This window comes from Natronomonas amylolytica, assembly GCF_037031205.1.
GTDB lineage: Archaea > Halobacteriota > Halobacteria > Halobacteriales > Haloarculaceae > Natronomonas > Natronomonas amylolytica.
In genome coordinates, this window is sequence record NZ_JAYEZM010000008.1 from 33,418 (window position 1) to 51,549 (window position 18,132).

Genomic DNA, 18,132 nt, shown 5'->3' on the forward strand with positions numbered 1-18,132 from the left:
GATACCGCGGCGGCGAGGCGGGTCAGACCGTCGTTTCGACACCAGCTATCGGTTGGGTTCCGGCCGGGAACCGATGGGGACCTGAATCTCCTGTCGCTCGCCGTCCCGGATGACCGTCGCGGGGACGCGGTCGCCCGGCGACAGTTCCAAGGCGGTGGTCGTCCCGAGGTCGGCGTCCGTCCGGATTTCGTTGCCCGCCAGTTCGACGAGTACGTCCCCGCCGGTCGGGACGCGCCGGCCGTCGACGGTCGATTCGCCGTCCGAACCCTGCAGGGTCTGGTCCGATGGCCCCGAATCGAGGACGTCGACGACGAGGATGCCACGCGGGGTATCGAGGTCGTTGGCCTCCGCCACCGCCGGCGTCACCGTAAGCAGCGTGATTCCGAGGAACGGGTGGTCGTAGTCGCCCGTCTCGATGAGTTCCGGCAGGACACGGGCGGCCAGAAGCGGCGAGATGGCAAAGCCGACGCTCGTGCCCGCGCCCGCGACGTTGATGCCGGTCACCTCGCCGTCCATCGTCACCAGCGGGCCGCCGCTGTTGCCGGGGTCCAGTCCCGCGTCCGTCTGGACGGTGTTGGGAATCGAGAAGTTCGTCACCGGGTTCCGCAGCGAGCGGTTCTTGCCGCTGATGATGCCGGACGAAATCGAGGATTCGAGGCCGAAGGGACTGCCCAAGGCGACGACCTCGCTGCCGACCGGCGGCACGCTATCGACGAAGGAAAGCGGGCGGGCGTACTCCGGGACGTCCGTCGACAGCACCGCGAGGTCGGAGTAGACGTCCGTCGCGGTGACGCCGGCCTCGCGCCAATCGCCGCCCTCGAAGCGGACGTCCATGCTCTCGGCATCGCGAGCGACGTGCTGGTTCGTGACGACGTAGCCGTCGTAGACGAACCCGGAACCGCCGCCGGATTCGTCGCCGACGAAGGCGACCGAATCGATGGTGGCGTCGTAGACCGCGGCGTACTGTGAATCGCTCGAAGCCTCCTGCTGGGGCACCTCGACCGGGTCCGGCGACTGGCGTCGGCCGGCCGAACACCCCGCGAGGCCGGCAGCAACTCCCGCGGCCCCCGCGAGAAAGCGCCGGCGCGTTGGCTGGTCCATACCCCGCGTTAGGAGTCATCCCGAAAACCATCTTCGGACCCGGAACGGCAGATGGACCCAACGCCGGAATGGGCCGGCGACGACGGCACCCGACGCAAGCGCTTTTGTCCGCCGCCGCCACAGGCCACGGTGTGAGCCCTGACCCCGCCCCCCACGACGTCTGTCGCGAGGTCATCGACGCCGTCGGCGAGACGGTTATCGGCGACGAGGCCTTCTTCGAACACCTGCTCGTCGCGGTGCTGGCCCGCGGTCACGCCCTCGTCGAGGATGTCCCCGGCACCGGAAAGACGCTGACCGCCCGGACGCTGGCGACCGCCCTCGACCTCGATTTCTCCCGCATCCAGTTCACGCCCGACCTCCTGCCCAGCGACGTGACCGGCACGAACGTCTTCGACCAGAGGGACCGCACCTTCGAGTTCTCTCCGGGGCCCATCTTCGCCAACGTCGTGCTGGCCGACGAAATCAATCGCGCGCCCCCAAAAACGCAGGCCGCGCTGCTGGAAGCCATGGAAGAGGGGCAGGTCACCGTCGACGGCGACACCCATCCCCTCCCGTCGCCCTTCTTCGTCATCGCCACGCAGAACCCCGTCGAACAGGAGGGCACGTTCCCTCTCCCCGAGGCGCAACTGGACCGCTTCATCGTCAAGACGTCGATGGGCTATCCCGACCTCGACGGCGAGGTGGAACTCCTCCGGCGGCGGGCCGGCCGCCTCGAACGCAGTCCGAGCATCGAACCGGTCATCGACGCCGAAGCGGTCGACGACATCCGGGAAGCCCCCGAGAGCGTCCGCGTCGACGACGACCTGCTGACCTACATGGCGGAGTTGGGCCGAGCGACCCGCGAGGACGGCCGCGTCGACGTGGGCGTCTCCCCCCGCGGCATCCAGCGACTCTTCGAGGCGTCCCGCGCCCGTGCCGTCATCGAAGGTCGGGAGTTCGTCACCCCCGACCACATCGCCGATAGCATCCAACCCGTCTTCGCCCACCGGCTCGTCCTGACCGCCGACGCTACCGTCTCCGGCGTCAGTAAGGCCGACGTGGTCGCCGATACTCTCGATTCCGTGCCGGTGCCGACCGTCGAGTAGGGCCGTCGCGTTCGTCGTGTCTCGTCCCACACGCCGACGGTTTCACTTCCACTCCGCTGACCGAACCCTTATCCGCGGAAACGACGAAGCGAGGAGTAGATGGCGACAGCCACCGACGAGGCGGCGTACATCGAGGGGCCGATGCTGGTCGACGGCTTCATCGAGGACCGCCGCTACCAGCGGAAACTGGCCGAGACGGCCAAGGCCGACCATACGCTCGTCTGCCTACCTACGGGCCTCGGCAAGACCGCGGTCAGCCTGCTCGTGACGGCCCACCGACTGGCCGAGTACGGCGGCAAGTCCCTCCTTTTGGCCCCCACCAAGCCGCTCGTCCAACAGCACGCGACCTTCTACCGGGAGGCCCTCGACGTCGACGACGACGAGGTGGTCGTCTTCACCGGCGACGTCCGGCCCGACGACCGCGCCGAACTGTGGGACGACGCCCGCGTAATCTGTGCGACGCCGCAGGTCGTCGAGAACGACCTCGTCGGCAACCGCGTCTCGCTTTCGGCGGTCACTCACATCACCTTCGACGAGTGCCACCGCGCGACCGGCGACTACGCCTACAACTATATCGCCGACCGCTACCATCAGGACGCCGACCGTCCCTTGGTGACGGGTATGAGCGCCTCGCCGGGCGGCGACAAGGAGGAGATTCTCACCGTCTGCGACAACCTCGGCCTCCGGGAGGTCGCGGTGATGACCGAGGACGACGCCGACGTGGAGGAGCACACCCACGAGACGTCCGTCGAATGGGAGCGCGTCGAGTTGCCCGAGACGGTCATCGAGATTCGCGACGCGCTCAACGAGGTGATTTCGGAGCGACTGGAGAAACTGAAGGGGTTGGGCGTGACCAACTCGACGGACCCGAACATGTCCCAGCGCGATTTGAACAAGATTCGGGCGAAACTCCAGCAACTCATCAACAGCGACGACAGCAACGGCTACAAGGGGATGTCCGCCCACGCGGAGATAATGAAACTCCGGCGGGCGGTCGAACTCGTCGAGACCCAGAGCGTCGAATCGCTCCGCCGGTACTTCGAACGCCAGCGCGACGCCGCCCGCTCCTCGGGTTCCTCGAAGGCCTCCCAGCGGTTCGTCTCCGAACCGAAGGTCAAGGAGGCGATGCGGAAAGCCGAAGAGTTCGACGACCTCCATCCCAAATTCAGGCGGACGCGCATCCTGCTCGCCCAGACGCTCGGCATCGAGAACGGCGAGCGCGTCATCGTCTTCACCGAATCCCGCGACACCGCCGAGACCCTGACGGAGTTCCTCGGCGAGCATTTCGATACCCAGCGATTCGTCGGACAGGGCGACAAGGAGGGCTCCGACGGGATGACCCAAAAGGAGCAGAAGGAAACGCTCGACGCGTTCCGCAACGGCGAGTTCGAGGTACTTGTCTCCACCAGCGTCGCCGAGGAGGGACTGGACGTGCCCGACGTCGACCTCGTGCTGTTCTACGAACCGGTCCCGAAGGGCATCCGCTCCATCCAGCGGAAGGGCCGGACCGGCCGCGCCAGCGAGGGCGCCGTCGTCGTCCTGCTGGCCGAGGATACCCGCGACGAGGCGTTCTTCTGGATATCCCGCAGGGAGGAAAACAAGATGGAAGAGGAGCTTCGGAAACTGAAGAACATCGAGGGCGAAATAGAGGCGGAAATCGCCGAACAGAAGGGCCTCTCGGAGTTCGAGGGAGAGAGCGAGACAGACACGGACGACGAGGCGGAAGCAGACGCAAACGAAACCGAAGCATCGGCCGAAGACTCCGGCGACGAATCCGAAACCGAAGCCGACGAATCAACCGATTCGTCCGATGGCGGAGACGGGCAGGCCGGCCTCACCGATTTCTCGTCGCAGGTCGACGACGAACTGGAGGAACCCGAAACCGTCCCGGTCGCCGAACCGGACGGCGAGACGGTCGAGATCGTCGCCGACCAGCGCGAACTCGACTCCCACATCGCCCGGGACCTCTCGACGCGGGAGGGAATCGAGACCCGCCTCGAGACGCTGGAGGTCGGCGACTACGTCCTCTCCGATAGGGTCGTCGTCGAGCGGAAGGCCGTCGACGACTTCCTCGATACGCTGACCGGCGGCGACCGCTCGATGTTCGAGCAGGTCGGCGCGGCCGCCCGGTATTACGCCCGGCCTGTCGTCATCATCGAGGGCGAAGGGCTCTACGAGAAGCGGAACGTCCACCCGAACGCGATTCGCGGCGCACTGGCCTCGCTGGCGGTCGACTTCGGTGCGAGCGTGATGCAAACATCCGACCCCGAGGAGACCGCGGACCTGCTGGAGGTCATCGCCACGCGCGAACAGGAAACCGACGACCGCAGCGTCTCCGTCCACGGCGAGAAGGGCGGCAAGACCCTCTCGGAACGACAGGAGTACGTCGTCAGTTCGGTCGCGGAGGTCGGCCCGATTACCGCCCGCGGCCTGCTGGAACACTTCGGCAGCGTCGAGGCCGTGATGACCGCCGACGAAGAGGACCTGCAGGCTGTCGACGGCGTCGGCGAGGTGACCGCCGAGCGGATTCGAGAGATTACGGGGAGTACCTACGCCGACAGCGAGGAGTGAGTCGGGACCGAGGTTCGACCAGTTGACAACGGAGGCGGTTGTACTTCGTTTTCCGACCGTCATCGGTAGGGGAACAGCGGCAGATACCAATCCGCTGATTCTCGTTTTCTCGTCAATCAACCGTGGGAAACGTATCAATCGCAGCGCCGCGCTGGCCGTTAGCCGTGTGATGAGACCGGTTCGACCTGTCGTCGCCACACGCCCGCGATCAGTCCGGAGCCAACGACCCCGATAAACGAGAACGCGAGGACCGTGGTGAGGACGTTCGGGTCCGAGAACCCGGTCGTCGCGATGAACAGCGCAATCGCCGCGTTTCGGGCGGCAGTCGTCGTCGCCAACACCTCTCGGGTCCCTCGTGCTGGCCCACCGAGGCCGTACCCGAGGACCAACGACGCGCCTACGGCGATGGTCGAGAGCCCGAGTGTTCCCGTCCCGACGAGAGACACCATACTGTCGCTGTAGACGACCACCAGCAGCAGAATCAGCCCGATGAACGTGTAGTCGGAGAGTCGCTGAACAGGGGAGTACAGCCGGTCTGCGAGCGACGGGAGCGCGAACGACGTTCCGAGCCCGAGCAGTAGCGGGACCAGTTGGATGCCCAGAACCATCTGTCCGATTGCAAGCGGATCGACGGCGACGGAACCGGGGAGCAATAGCAACAGGGAGACAGGAATCGTCACGACCGAGAGCATACAGAGAATCGCCATGAGGCCGCTCGCGAACGCCACGTCGCTGTCCGAAATCTCCGCGAGCTTCGGGCCGAACGGGGCACCGGGCGAGACCGCAAGCAGCACGATTCCGGCCGCGAATCCGGTCTCCACCGAGACCGTCCGAACGAGGAGATAGGCGATCAGCGGAACCGCAACGAGGTTCACAGCCAAGGATTTTGCCAGCAACTGTCGCTTTCGGAGCGCGTTGACGAGCTGACTAACGGATAGCTTCACCCCCATCGAGAACATCGTCGAGAGCACGAAGACCGTCGTCACGAACTCGACGACGGTCTCTCCGGAGACCGCTATCATTTCTTGTAGCCCTTATACGTGGTTCGGATGTCGCTCATTTCCCTGCTGTGGTTTCAGGTGCCCGGCTCGCTTGAGAGCCATTACACCCCGGGCCACCCCCAAACCGGACGCGATAAATCGTCTTCGACGTGAACCGTAAGCCGCGTATTTACCGCTTTAGCGTGGGTTTGTCTGTATCTACTGGTGAGACCGCTACAGCCCCGCGTACGGGCCGCCCTTGGCCTCGGTCAGGCGGTCGACCTGCTCGTCGGAGAGGTCGATGGTCGCGGCTTCGAGGTTCTCCTCCAGTTGGTCGACCGTTCGCGCGCCGACGATGGGCGCGGTGACGCCGTCGCGGTGCATGAGCCATGCCAGGGCGGTCTGGGCGGGCGAGGCGTCGACCTCGTCGGCGACGGCGTCGAGTTCGTCGTGGACGTCGAAGTTCGTCTCGGTGAGATACGACTCGAAGTGGCTGGATTCCGCGGCCTTCGATTCGCCGGTAAGGCCCTCCTCGCGGTCGTACTTGCCCGTGAGGAAGCCCTGTCCGAGGGGACTCCACGGACAGACGGCCATACCGTAGTGGCGGGCCATCTCGAGGTAGTCGCCCTCTATCTCCCGGTCGACGAGGTTGTACCGCGGTTGGGCGACGGTGAAGGGTTCCCAGCCCTCGCGTTCGGCGATTTCGTTGGCCTTGGCGACCTTCCAGGCGTTCGGCCGGAGGGTCGAGGCGCCCAGATAGTGGACCTTGCCGTCCTCGACGAGGCCGTTGAGGGTCTTCATCATCTCGCGGGCGGGCGTCTGGTCGTCCCAGCGGTGGATGTAGAGGACGTCGACGTAGTCGGTATCGAGACGCTCCAGCAGGGCGTCGATGCGGTGGCGGACGCTCTTGCGGTTCGTCCCGCGGCTGTTGGGGTCGCCCTCGCGGGTCTGCCAGTAGATCTTCGAGGCGATGGTGTAGCGCTCGCGGTCGCGGTCGGCGAGCCAGTCGCCGATCCACTCCTCGGCGACGCCGCCGCCGTAGATGTCGGCGGTGTCGATGAAGCGGCCGCCGGCGGCCTCGTAGGCGTCGAGGAGTTCGTGGCCGCGCTCCTCGCTGATTTCGAGGTTTCCTTCCTCGGTTTCGCGGCCGAAGCGCCACGTGCCGAACTGGAGTTCGCTGGTCTGGAGGCCCGTCTCGCCCAACTGGACGAAATCGAGGTCGAGGTCGTCGAGTGACATGCTCGAGGATACGCGCGACGGCCGCAAAAGGGTTCATACTGTCGGACGTGACTGCTCGAATCGCGGCCTCGTTTCGCACGGGCGGCACCTGCGTTTCGGACACCTCCGCGATTCGAGTGGCCACCGAAGTACGTCCGACAGTATCAGCATCCGGAACGGCCGCGGTGAACCGCCTCGGGCCAATCTCCGAATCCTTCGCCCTGTTTATCTGGAGACGCGTCGGAAGGACTGGGACCGCTACAGCGTCGACCGGCCGTCGATGAACTCGACGAGTTCGTCTGCCGTCCCCGTCTCCCCGGTCGCAACGTAGTAACTGGCACAGGCGTTGCCGAGCGCGAGCGCGGCATCGAGGTCCCCGCCGACCGCGAACCCGTGGAGGAGGCCGGCGCCGAAGCGGTCGCCACCGCCGGTGTTGCGGGTCGCGTGGTCGATATCGAAGTTGGGGACGGTCGTGGTGCCGTCGGCGTGGGCCGCGTCGGCGGCCTCCTTCTCGTGAACGACGACGGTCGAGAGGTCAGTCGCGCGCCGTACTGCCGCGGTGTCTGCCTCGACACCGAGGGCGTCGGCGAACGCCGCCAGTTCGCGCGCGTTGACGCTGAGTGTGGTGGCGATACCGTCGTCGACCGCGCCGAGCGCGTCGGCGAGGCCGCGAACCGCCTCGGGGTCGGCGGTCGTCAGGTCGCCTGGGTCGAACACGAACGCGTCCCCATCGAGTTCGCCGGCGAGCGTGTAGAGCGCGTCGGTCATCCCATCGACGGTGGCCCAGTTGGCACAGAAGTAGCCGTCGGCGTCGGGCAGCGTCTCGAAGGACTCGGGGGACCATCCCGCCACGTCCTCGCTGACCGAGGCATAGAGGAGGTCGCCGTCGGTGAACTCGTGGATGTGAACGCGACTCGGCTGACCGTGTGAGTGCGTCTCGAAGGGGAGGTCGAGCCGATGGTGGTCCAGACAGGCGTCGAGACGGACGTCGTCGCCGAGGGCGTGGGCCTGCTGAGCAGCGTTGACCGCCTGCCCGCCGGGTTCGACGACGCGCTCCTCGAGGTGGAACGCCTGCGAGCGGGCGTCGGTGAGCCGGGCTCTGAATCCCGCTTTCGAGAGGTGGCTTCCGTCGGCAGCGCGCACCCGCGAGAAGATATCGAGACTGCCGTCGGGGAAGGCGGCGAGACGGGGAGACGACTCCAACAGCGACGACACCGCGTCGTACATATCGGCCCCGTCGTGTCGGCCATCCAAATGCCTGCCGGCTTTATATACTGGCCCCTGTAACTGGCGGGCATGTCGATACTCATCCCCATCGACGGGTCGCCCCCGTCGGAGGCGGCGCTGGAACACGCCTTCGAACAGTTCCCGACCGAATCCATCACCGCGCTGTACGTGATGGACCCCGTCGACGGCGCGACGGCGTGGGGGCCCGGCAGTTCCGACGACTGGCTCGCGGCCGCCGAGGAGCGCGCCGACACCGTCCTCGCCGGTGCGGAGGACGCGGCCGCCGACGCCGGCGTCGACGTCACGACCGAATCGACCGTCGGCCGACCGGCACGCGCCATCGTCGACTACGCCGAGGAACACGACATCGACCACATCGTCATCGGGAGCCACGGCCGGGACGGCATCTCGCGAGTCCTGCTCGGCAGCGTCGCCGAAACGGTCGTTCGCCGCTCGCCCGTCCCCGTCACGGTCATCCGGCCCGACGACTGAGGCGAATCACGTTACCGTACGACCACCACCGCCCCGCCCGAGCGCGTCCGTTCGAGCGAGCTTGTTTATAAAGACGGCCGGAGCTTTATATACCGATTCGACGCAGACCCCGTATGGGAATCGTAGCGAACCTCAAGACGGGGTGGACGCTGTCGATGGACAGCCTCTCTGTCCTTCGGAGCCACCCGAAACTGCTGGCGTTTCCCGCCATCAGCGGCGTCGCGACGGGGCTGTTCTTCGTCTTCCTCTATATCGGCGTCTTCGTCGGCGAACTCGTCGGCGGTGGCGTCGAATACGTCGCGCTGTTCGTCCTCTACTTCGTGACGACGTTCGTCGCCTCGTTTTTCACCGCCGCGCTGGTGCATGCGGTCAACGACACCTTCCACGAGCGGAAGCCCTCTATCGTCCGTTCGTCCCGCGCCGCGTGGCGGATGAAGGGCACCATCGCGGTGTGGTCGGCCATCGCCGCCGCCGTGAGCCTCATCATCCAGCAACTGGAGGAATCCGACACCCCGCTGTCGGGCCTCGTCGCCTCGCTGTTCTCGGTCGGCTGGGCCGTGACGACGTTCTTCATCATCCCCGTCATCGTCTTCGAGGACGTCGACCTCGCGTCGATGTTCACCAGAAGCGCCGAGACGTTCACGGACACGTGGGGCGAGACGCTCGGCGCCGGTCTCGGCCTCGGCATCATCCAACTCCTGCTCGCGCTCGGCGCGGTTGCCATCGCCGTCGTCCTCGGAGTCGTCATCGCGACGGTATCGCCGACCGCCGGCATCGGCGTCGGCATACTGGTCGTCGTCTTCGGCCTGCTGGCGGCCTACCTCATCGGTCAGACCATCCGCGGCATCGCCAAGACGGCGCTGTATCTCTACGCCCGCGAGGGCTCGGTGCCCGAGCAGTTCACCGACTTCGATTTCGAGACGCTCGGCGGCCGCGCCGAACACGAGGCGACGCCGAGCCACGACCGCGTCGAGGGCTAACGCTTTCCGTGAAACCCCACCATCCGAACCGCCGTACGGCCGCGGACCGAAACCCATAAAGTCGATACACCCCCACAATCGGATGAGCCGAGGTAGCCTAGCCTGGCCAAGGCGGTTGCTTCGAGAGCAACTGTCCTCACGGACTCAGGAGTTCAAATCTCCTCCTCGGCGTTCTCACCACTTCACATCGACCAGCCGCGGGCCTGCGATTCTTTCGGCAAATATCGCCACACTCATTCCCGAACCGCCCGCAGTCCGGGTATGAACGTCGTCGAGAACACCCTCGGTGCGAGCATCGAGGCCTTTCTCGCCCGCCCGCTGTTCGGCCATCTCGCCACTGCGGCGCCCGAAGGCGCCCGCGAATCGCCCGTCTGGTACCTCTGGGAGGACGACGCCGCCTGGATACTCGGGGACTCCTCGACCGACACCTTCCCCGACCGCGTCGAGAAGCACTCCGGGTGTGCCCTCGGGGTCGTGGATTTCGACGCCGAGCGCGGCCTCGTCCAGCACGTCGGCATCCGCGGCACCGGCACCGTCGAACCCTTCGACCGCGACCTCGCCGAGCGACTGCTGGCCCGGTATCTCGGCCCCGACCGCACCGACTGGGACTCCCGTTTCTCGGGCTACGTCGCCGACCCGACCGACACCGCGCTACTGGTCCGGATAGAGCCCGAGTCCGTCGTCGCTCGTGACCAGTCGTACGCGCCAGCGCCCGTTCGGAACGGCCACTAGACATATTCCAAGATTGGTTTGGTATATAAATCGGATTCGGCGACAGCGGGACCGCAAACAGCCGGCCGAGGGCTTCGGAGGAAGTAGCGGTAGCCGGATAGCCCTATTTAAACAGACCCAACCAATCGTCGAATCCTAGACGCCGCCGTTGTAGTCGCCGTCGCCGGTCCGGTCCTCAGCGAATCCGCCACGAATGGCAATCCAGCCGATGGCCGAGATGAAGAGTATCGGCGGTAACACGAGGAAGCCCCACAGCGGGTCGATACCCCACAGCAGGATGAGAATCAGGTTGCCGATGCCGAGTGCGACGAAGGGGAGGATGACGAACGTCGCCGTCTTGCGCCCCTTCCGGAACCCCCCGTCGGTGTCGTCCATATCTGGGGTTGGAGAGCCAGCGAGAAAAACGCCTCGTTAGCGGGACGGGGAACGGCGAAGCGACGCCCGATTACAGGAGGCCGAGCGCCGAACCGATGCTGTGGCCGACCTTGACTGCCTCGACCGTGACGCTGTTGACCATGCCGACGCCCTCGATTCGGATGTCGCCGGAGTCGTAGGCCTCGGCGGCGGCCGCGCCGGTGTTGTCCGCGTTCGAGATCTCGCGGATGGTCGCCTCGTCGGTACTCACACGGAGGGTCGGGTCGTGGCTACCCTCTCGAAGTTCCGTGACCCGCGCCTCGTCGTCGGTGATGGCGGTGTAGGTCACCGCCTCGCCGTCGGCGGTTTCGATGGTCAACTCGACTCGCTCGTTCGTCGCCCGGTTCTTGATGACGTCCGGGAGGTCGCCGACGTTCTCGTTGTAGGTCGCGGCGACGTTCTCGGCGCTGTGGCTGTCGTCGCGTTCCTGAACCGCAGCAGCGGCGGGCATCCCCGCCAGACTGACCGTCAGCAACACTGCGAGGCCGATAGCCAGCGGTGACAAGCGCATACCGAATCCTATCGCTGAGCCTGAAAGTATCTTATGGCAGTTTCGTCCAAACGAGAGCTATTCGCCGCGGAACTCCGGCTCTCGGTCCTCGATGCGGGCCTCGAAGCCCTCCAGGTAGTCGTGGGTGTCGTCGAGTTTCTGGCCCAGCGAGCGTTCGAGTTCGAGGCCCTGCTGGAGCGGCATCTCGAAGGCCGCATTGAGGGCCCGCTTGCCCTGTCGAAGCCCAAGCGGCGCGTTCTCACAGAGTCGGTCGGCGAAGGCTCGCGCGCGGTCGTCGACCGCCTCGTCCTCGCAAACCTCGTGGACCAGCCCGCAGTCCAGCGCCTCCTCGGGGTCGATGAACTCGCCGGTCAGCACGAGTTCCTTGGCCTTCGAGAGGCCGACCAGCCGGGGGAGTCGCTGGGTCGCACCGCCGTGAGGGAAGGTTCCGAGTTTCACCTCGATGACGCCGTAGGTCGCCTCCGAGCCGAGAACGCGGAAGTCACAGGGCAGCGTTAACTCGAAGGCACCGGCAGGAGCGGCCCGTTTGATGCCCGCGACGACCGGTTGGCGGGCGTTCTCGATGGCATCGAGCAGGTCGGGGAAGATGTCCCGCTCGATGTCCGAATCCTCCTCGACCCGGTCACGCATCATCTCGAGGTCCATCCCCGCACAGAAGACGGAGCCCTCGCCGAGTAGCGTTATCGCGCGCACGTCGTCGTTGTGGCTGACCTGTTCGACGGCAGTCGTCAAATCCCGCATCAGGTCGACGGTCATCGCGTTGCGCTTGTCGGGCCGCGAGAGGTAGACGTCCGCCCGCGGTAACTCGTAGTCGATCGCCGCCAGTTCCGTGCCAACCGATTCCATACCGATGCTGTCCCGTGGTCGCTATTAAAACGTGACGGGGAGACGGGACAGGTATTTTATTCACGAGGGATGACCGTCCAATCGAATGGAACAAGCGACGATAGACAGCATCTCCTTTCTGACCCGGTCGGAGACCCGAGTCCGGCTGTTGGAGCAGTTGCTCGAAGGCGGGCCGGCGACCCAGCGGGACCTCAGGGTCGACCTCGATACCTCGCGGTCGACGGTCGCGAGGGCGCTCACGGCCTTTCAGGAGCGCGGGTGGGTGCGAAACAGCGGCGACACCTATCGGCTGACCCCGGTCGGCCAGCAGGTCATCGAGGCCGCGCGGCGGTTCGCCGAGACAGTCGAGGCCGCCGAGGACCTCGCGCCGTTCCTCCGGTGGTTCCCGACCGAACGCTTCGACCTCGACATCGCGGCGCTGTCGGCGGCGACGGTCGTGACGCCCTCGGAAGGCGACCCCTACACGCCAGCCAGAACGCAGACGGAACTCCTCCGGGAGGCCGAGCGGTTCCGGGGACTGTTCCCGTCTATCGACCTCGAAGGCTCGAAACTCGTCCACGACCAGATCACCAGCGGCGCCCTCGAAGCCGAAATCGTCGTCGCACCGGCGGTCGAGGAGACGATTACCGCCGGGGAGTTCGCACCGCTGTTCCGCGAGGAACTGGAGACGGGTCGGCTGACGGTGCGCAGAGCGGAGACGGCCCTGCCCTTCTATCTCGGCATCGCGGACGGCGAGGTCGTCCAGGTCGGCGTCGAGGACGACGAGGGCTTTCCCCGGGCGCTACTGGAGGCGACCGACGAGCGCGTCCGTGCGTGGGCCGAAAGCGTCTACCAGGAGTATCGCGAGAGCGCGGCGTCCCTCCCGGTCGAGGCGTTCTGAGGCCGGGTGTGCACACCGTGCAACGATTGCACGGGGTAACATAATGCTCCCCCGCCACGTTCCCTCTGGTCGGGGCCGTGCGAGCGGGGTGGGGATGTACCCGCCGACGGCCGACCGGCGCGTTCAGGACTGGTCCGCCTTCGGCCCCGGGTTCCGTTGCCCGTCGGCGAGCAGGTCGCCGAAGGCCCGCTGCTCGCCGGGCAACTCCGTTTCGTTACTTCTGAGGCGACTGGCCCGAGCGAGCAGGTAGCCGTCCGCAGGCCCCGCGTCGTCCGGATGGGCGTTCTGGACCCACAGCGTGCGGCCCTGCGGGCTCGCCTCGCGGGCCCACTCGCGGGCCAGCGCCTTCGAATCGAAGGCCCTGAACCGGCCCTCGCTGGCGACCCACTCGCCCGCCGGACGGCTGACGCGGCGGGCCGACGGCTTGATGGCGACGACGTAGGGGTCGCTCATACCCCCCGGTGGGACCTCCTCGTGCGAAAAGTTTTGGTGCCGCTCGCCCGATTGGTATATGATGACACACGAGGCGACCGTCCACGGCCTCGGGGTAAGCGTCGAGGAGGGGGGCGAAGAAGGCGCGCCGGTCGTCGTGTTGCGGGCACGCGACGAGGCGATTCCCATCTTCATCAGCGCCGACCAGGCCAAATCCATCTCGCACGCGCTCGAGGGCCGCCCCTTCCAGCGGCCGCTGACCCACGACCTGTTCGTGGAGATGCTCACCGAGTTCGGCGGGGCCATCGACCGAGTTCGCATCGACGACCTCGCGGAGAACACGTTCCTCGCGAAGATCGACGCCGAGCGATACGCCGACGGCGAGCGCCGGGAGGTCGTCCTCGATGCTCGCCCGAGCGACGCCATCGCCATCGCCCTCCGGGTCGACTGCCCGATTCGCGTCTCCGACGAGGTACTCGAGGAGGCCGGGCAACCGCCCGACGCCTTCGAGGTGAAATAGCTCGAAGCGGGCACCCTCCGCCCGGCCGTGCAGCGGAATTGCCACACATCCCAACGACTTTGCCGACTCGACGGCTACGAACGTGTAATGGCGAAGTGTGACGTGTGTGGTGCCCACGAGAACATGCCGTACAACTGCCGGCATTGTGGTGGGACCTTCTGTAGCGAACACCGCCTCCCGGAGAACCACAACTGTCCCGGCCTGGAGGACTGGAACGACCCGAAGGGCGTCTTCGATAGCGGCTTCGACGACTCCGTCGAGCAACGCGGCGGCCGCTCGACGGGCGTGATGGAGAAGGTCGGCCTCGACACCGGCGCCGGCGGCCCCCTCGGCTACTTCCGGAACAACGTCTCGTATCTGTTCCTCGGCATCATCGTCGTCGTCTTCGGGATTCAGTACCTGCTGGCGCCGCTTTTCGGCGTCCCCATCGGCTCCCAGCAGTGGTACGGCCTCTTTACCCTCACCACGGCCAACCCCGAATACGTCTGGACGTGGGTCGTCTCGGTGTTCGCCCACGGCGGGCCGACCCACCTGCTTTTCAACGGCATCGCGCTGTACTTCTTCGGGCCGATAGTCGAGCGGCAAATCGGCTCCAAGAAGTTCACCGCGCTGTTCCTCGCAAGCGGCATGCTCGCCGGCCTCGCACAGGTCGGCCTCGGCCTCGGCACCGGCGAGACGGTGCGCGTCCTCGGCGCCTCCGGCGCGCTGATGGCCATCATGGGCGTCCTCTCGATTACCTCACCGGACCTGAAGGTGCTCCTGTTCTTCTTCATCCCGATGTCCATCCGGACGCTGACGATTCTCTTTGCGGCCTTCTCGCTGTTCGCGGTCGCCTCCGGCGGCATCCTCGGCGGCGTCGCCCACTTCGCACACCTCACCGGCCTCGCGGTCGGCCTCTGGTACGGCAACCGCGTCAAGGACCGCGTCCGCGGCGGTCCCCGACGCCTGAACCTCGGTCCCGGTCGCGGCGGTAACGGCCCCGGCGGCCCCGGCCGGTTCCCATGAAGGTCGAACGCGAGCGGTTCCTGCCCGACCCCGCTCTCTCCCGCGAGGGGATGGAGACGATGCAACGCGACATCGCCGAGACGGCGGTCTTCGCCGACGACATCGACTTCGAACCCGACGACATTCCGGCCGGCGACGTCCTCGTCGCGGGCGTCGACCAGGCCTTCCTCGACGACCGGGCGCTGTCGGCCGTCGTCGTCCTGCGCGGCGAGGAAGTCGTCGCCCGGTCCCACGCCGTCACGTCGCTTTCGATTCCCTACATTCCGGGCCTGCTGGCCTTCCGCGAGGGCGAACCCATCGTCGCCGCCCTCGAAGAACTCGACGTCGACCCCGACCTGCTCGTCCTCGATGGCAGCGGCCGCATCCACTTCCGGGAGGCTGGCATCGCCACCCACGTGGGCGTGCTCTTCGAGACGCCCGCCGTCGGCGTCGCCAAGAGCCTGCTGTGTGGCGAGCCGCGACGCTCGGTCGGTTCGCTGCCGGCAGGCGCCCGCGTCGCCATCGAGGCCGACGACTCGATGACCGCGCCGGGCGGCGAGACCGTCGGCTACGCCTATCAGAGCCGCCAGTACCCCGATTCGACGAAGATAAACCCGCTGTACGTCTCGGCAGGCCATCGGCTCTCGGCGGAGACGGCCGTCGACTGTGTCGAGGCCTGCGGCGGCCAATACAAGTTGCCGCGGCCGACGCGACTCGCAGATACGTACGCCGACGACCTGAAGGCCGAGCTGTAGTCGGCCGGGAGGACGCCGGGACCTTAACGCCTAACTACCGGCCCGCCGACCCCACCTACATGAGCAACCGGACGGTTCTGATTACGGGCTGTTCGTCGGGCATCGGCCGGGCGACGGCCTACGCCTTCCTCGACGAGGAGTGGCAAGTCTACGCGACGGCACGCAACCCCGCCGACATCCAGCAACTCGGCGAGGCGGGCTGTGATATCGGCACTATCGACGTGACCGACCCCGAGGACGTCGAGCGCGTCGTCGACCGCATCATCGAGGAGGAGGGTCGCATCGACGCCTTAGTGAACAACGCCGGCTACGGCCAGCACGGCCCGCTGGAGGACGTCGACGACGACCTGTTCGCCAAGCAGTTCGACGTGAACGTCTTCGGGCCCCATCGGCTCGTCCGGGAGGTCCTCCCGCACATGCGCGACCGTGAGGACGGCACCATCGTCAACGTCTCCTCGGTCGCCGGCCGACTGGCCGCGCCCGGCATGGGCGCCTACGCCGCCTCGAAACACGCCATGGAGGGGTACAGCGACGCCCTCCGACTGGAGGTCGAACCCTTCGGTGTCGACGTCAGCGTCGTCCAGCCCGGCCCCGTCGAGACGTCGTTCCGCGACCGGGTCGGCGACGAAATCGGTCGCCTCGACCGCACCGACGCCTACGAGGACATCTACGAGTTCCAGGAGGACGCCTCGCTGTTCGGCGGCGACAGTCCCATCGCGGTCCACCCCGCCGAAGTCGCGGAGGTCATCGTCGAGGCGGCGGTCACGCCGGACCCCGACCCCCGCTATCCGGTCGGCACCGTCGCACAGGCGCTGTTGCTCGCCAGCCACCTGCCTGACCCGCTGAGCGACCGGGTCTTCGCGGCCGTCCGGAAGTTCACCTCGTAGCGTGTTCGACCGCGACCCGGCAACGCCGGCCCGCGAACTCGCCCTCGACTGTCTACGGGCGGGCATCGAAGCCGCCAACCCCGAGACGGCGGTGCGGCGACACTGTGCTGTCGAAGACGGCACGCTCCGCATCCGGGATGCCGAATACGACCTCGGCGCCTTCGACCGAATCCTCGTTCTCGGCGGCGGCAAGGCCGCTGACGACCTCGCGGTGGGCCTCGAATCGCTGCTCGGCGACCGCATCGACGACGGCCTCGTCGTGACGAACGAACAGACTGCCGACCCCCAGCGCGTGACCGTCCGGACGGGCGGCCACCCGACGCCCGACGAGGACAGCGTCGCCGGCGCCGAAGCAGTTCTCGAAGCGGCCGAGACGGCCGACGAACGGACGCTCGTACTCGCGGCGATTACCGGCGGCGGCAGCGCCCTGCTGTGCGCGCCGGCCGAGGGCCTCTCGCTCGACGCCGTCCAGCGTGTCACCGACCGCCTGCTCGATGCGGGCGCGCCCATCGAGGACGTGAACACGGTGCGGCGGGCCTGCTCAGCTATCAAGGGCGGCGGCCTCGCCGCGGCGGCCGCACCCGCGACCGTCGTCGGCCTGCTCGTCAGCGACGTGGTCGGCGACGAACCGAGCGTCATCGCCAGCGGGCCGACCGTGCCCGCGGCCGTCGACCCGGAGGCCGCCCTCGCAGTACTGGAACGGTACGATGTCGACGCCCCCGACGTCGAGGCGTGGCTTGCCGCCGCCGACCCCGAATCCGAACCCTCGCTTGCCGTCGACAACCACGTCATCGCCTCCGCCCGGGACGCAATCGATGCCGCCGTCGGTGTGGCACGCGAAGCGGACTCCGAGCCGTGTCTGCTGTCGACCCGAATCGAGGGAGAGGCACGCGAGGCGGGGCGGTTCCACGCGGCTGTCGCCGCGGAAGCCGTCGAGTCGGGAAATCCCGTCGCACCGCCCGCAGTCTTGCTGTCGGCCGGCGAAACGACGGTGACGGTCACCGGCGACGGGACGGGCGGGCCGAACCTCGAATGGGCGCTCGCGGCGGGCCTCGACGCCCCCGAGGGGAGCGTCTTCGCGGCGGTCGATACCGACGGCAGCGACGGCAGCACCGACGCCGCGGGCGCCATCGTCGACGCGGGGACCGTCGACGACGAGGCGGCCGCTCGCCGCGCTCTCGCCGACAACGACAGTTACCCGTTCCTCGATGGCCGCGATGCGTTGCTCCGGTCTGGAGCGACGGGCACGAACGTCAACGACCTCCGAGTCGTCGTCCTCGGCGGCGAGTAGGACAGCCGATATCGTTTTGCACCGGTCCCGCGTGAGGCCGCGTGTGGAGCCACGAATCGTCGGGATACTGGGATTGCACGTCGTGGTAGCGGCGCTGTTTTCCGGCGTCGCCGTCTGGAACCTGATTCACGACGACCCCGTCAACGCTGTCATGCAGGGCGTTCTCGCCGCCCTCGTCATCATGCTGGGCGTCGGTATCGCCAGAAGCGCCTGAAAAGGAGCGCCG

General features: G+C 67.0%; 20 protein-coding genes and 1 tRNA gene. 13 read left to right on the top strand and 8 right to left on the bottom strand.

Features of this window, described 5'->3' with window-relative positions; genetic code table 11:
* Positions 1–45: 45 nt before the first annotated feature.
* Complete coding sequence (locus U5914_RS12350; RefSeq protein WP_336136073.1) at positions 46–1,101, bottom strand: S1C family serine protease; 1,056 nt, start codon at positions 1,099–1,101, stop codon at positions 46–48.
* Between the two features lie 131 nt (positions 1,102–1,232).
* Between U5914_RS12350 and U5914_RS12355 the strand changes: the two genes are divergently transcribed.
* Positions 1,233–2,186: an AAA family ATPase gene (locus U5914_RS12355; protein WP_336136074.1), complete on the top strand. Its 954-nt coding sequence runs from the start codon at positions 1,233–1,235 to the stop codon at positions 2,184–2,186.
* A 99-nt stretch (positions 2,187–2,285) separates the two neighbouring features.
* A complete protein-coding gene (locus U5914_RS12360) occupies positions 2,286–4,757 on the top strand; it encodes a DEAD/DEAH box helicase (protein ID WP_336136075.1) in 2,472 nt (823 codons plus the stop codon).
* A 158-nt stretch (positions 4,758–4,915) separates the two neighbouring features.
* On the opposite strand, the gene U5914_RS12365 is transcribed toward U5914_RS12360, so the two are convergent.
* The 3 genes from U5914_RS12365 to U5914_RS12375 form a co-directional block, all read right to left on the bottom strand.
* The gene (locus U5914_RS12365) at positions 4,916–5,779 is read right to left on the bottom strand and encodes a bile acid:sodium symporter family protein (protein ID WP_336136076.1); all 864 of its coding nucleotides are present in this window, start codon (positions 5,777–5,779) and stop codon (positions 4,916–4,918) included.
* 192 nt (positions 5,780–5,971) lie between these two features.
* Positions 5,972–6,976: an aldo/keto reductase gene (locus tag U5914_RS12370; RefSeq protein ID WP_336136077.1), complete on the bottom strand. Its 1,005-nt coding sequence runs from the start codon at positions 6,974–6,976 to the stop codon at positions 5,972–5,974.
* 237 nt (positions 6,977–7,213) lie between these two features.
* Positions 7,214–8,182, bottom strand: a complete 969-nt coding sequence (locus U5914_RS12375; RefSeq protein ID WP_336136078.1) for a PfkB family carbohydrate kinase — start codon at positions 8,180–8,182, stop codon at positions 7,214–7,216.
* A gap of 69 nt (positions 8,183–8,251) precedes the next feature.
* Here U5914_RS12375 and U5914_RS12380 point away from each other — a divergent pair, with 69 nt between their 5' ends.
* From U5914_RS12380 to U5914_RS12395, 4 genes are all read left to right on the top strand, one after another.
* A complete protein-coding gene (locus U5914_RS12380) occupies positions 8,252–8,674 on the top strand; it encodes a universal stress protein (RefSeq protein WP_336136079.1) in 423 nt (140 codons plus the stop codon).
* A gap of 113 nt (positions 8,675–8,787) precedes the next feature.
* Positions 8,788–9,654, top strand: a complete 867-nt coding sequence (locus U5914_RS12385; protein WP_336136080.1) for a DUF6159 family protein — start codon at positions 8,788–8,790, stop codon at positions 9,652–9,654.
* An 86-nt stretch (positions 9,655–9,740) separates the two neighbouring features.
* Positions 9,741–9,825 (top strand) — tRNA-Ser (locus U5914_RS12390).
* A gap of 90 nt (positions 9,826–9,915) precedes the next feature.
* Positions 9,916–10,386, top strand: coding sequence for a pyridoxamine 5'-phosphate oxidase family protein (locus tag U5914_RS12395; protein ID WP_336136081.1), 471 nt, complete (start codon positions 9,916–9,918; stop codon positions 10,384–10,386).
* Positions 10,387–10,521: 135 nt separating this feature from the next.
* On the opposite strand, the gene U5914_RS12400 is transcribed toward U5914_RS12395, so the two are convergent.
* From U5914_RS12400 to U5914_RS12410, 3 genes are all read right to left on the bottom strand, one after another.
* Positions 10,522–10,761: a DUF8142 family protein gene (locus U5914_RS12400; RefSeq protein WP_336136082.1), complete on the bottom strand. Its 240-nt coding sequence runs from the start codon at positions 10,759–10,761 to the stop codon at positions 10,522–10,524.
* A 70-nt stretch (positions 10,762–10,831) separates the two neighbouring features.
* On the bottom strand, positions 10,832–11,311 hold the full coding sequence (locus tag U5914_RS12405) for a hypothetical protein (protein WP_336136083.1): 480 nt from the start codon (positions 11,309–11,311) through the stop codon (positions 10,832–10,834).
* 57 nt (positions 11,312–11,368) lie between these two features.
* Positions 11,369–12,157 (bottom strand): enoyl-CoA hydratase/isomerase family protein, encoded by a 789-nt coding sequence (locus tag U5914_RS12410; protein WP_336136084.1) that lies wholly within the window; start codon positions 12,155–12,157, stop codon positions 11,369–11,371.
* An 85-nt stretch (positions 12,158–12,242) separates the two neighbouring features.
* Here U5914_RS12410 and U5914_RS12415 point away from each other — a divergent pair, with 85 nt between their 5' ends.
* Positions 12,243–13,037: a helix-turn-helix transcriptional regulator gene (locus U5914_RS12415; protein WP_336136085.1), complete on the top strand. Its 795-nt coding sequence runs from the start codon at positions 12,243–12,245 to the stop codon at positions 13,035–13,037.
* A gap of 123 nt (positions 13,038–13,160) precedes the next feature.
* Here the strand turns inward: U5914_RS12415 and U5914_RS12420 are convergent, their stop codons facing one another.
* Positions 13,161–13,490, bottom strand: coding sequence for a DUF8081 domain-containing protein (locus U5914_RS12420; RefSeq protein ID WP_336136086.1), 330 nt, complete (start codon positions 13,488–13,490; stop codon positions 13,161–13,163).
* A gap of 61 nt (positions 13,491–13,551) precedes the next feature.
* Here U5914_RS12420 and U5914_RS12425 point away from each other — a divergent pair, with 61 nt between their 5' ends.
* From U5914_RS12425 to U5914_RS12450, 6 genes are all read left to right on the top strand, one after another.
* Positions 13,552–13,989, top strand: a complete 438-nt coding sequence (locus U5914_RS12425; RefSeq protein ID WP_336136087.1) for a bifunctional nuclease family protein — start codon at positions 13,552–13,554, stop codon at positions 13,987–13,989.
* A gap of 87 nt (positions 13,990–14,076) precedes the next feature.
* On the top strand, positions 14,077–14,994 hold the full coding sequence (locus U5914_RS12430) for a rhomboid family intramembrane serine protease (RefSeq protein ID WP_336136088.1): 918 nt from the start codon (positions 14,077–14,079) through the stop codon (positions 14,992–14,994).
* A complete protein-coding gene (locus U5914_RS12435; protein WP_336136089.1) occupies positions 14,991–15,728 on the top strand; it encodes an endonuclease V in 738 nt (245 codons plus the stop codon). The genes U5914_RS12430 and U5914_RS12435 overlap by 4 nt, the downstream gene beginning before the upstream one ends.
* A 59-nt stretch (positions 15,729–15,787) precedes the next feature.
* Positions 15,788–16,615 (top strand): SDR family oxidoreductase, encoded by an 828-nt coding sequence (locus U5914_RS12440; protein ID WP_336136090.1) that lies wholly within the window; start codon positions 15,788–15,790, stop codon positions 16,613–16,615.
* A 1-nt stretch (position 16,616) separates the two neighbouring features.
* Positions 16,617–17,906, top strand: a complete 1,290-nt coding sequence (locus U5914_RS12445) for a glycerate kinase type-2 family protein (protein ID WP_336136091.1) — start codon at positions 16,617–16,619, stop codon at positions 17,904–17,906.
* A 43-nt stretch (positions 17,907–17,949) separates the two neighbouring features.
* Positions 17,950–18,120 carry a hypothetical protein gene (locus tag U5914_RS12450; RefSeq protein WP_336136092.1) on the top strand — a complete coding sequence of 57 codons (171 nt, stop codon included), beginning with the start codon at positions 17,950–17,952 and terminating at the stop codon, positions 18,118–18,120.
* Positions 18,121–18,132: the final 12 nt, after the last annotated feature.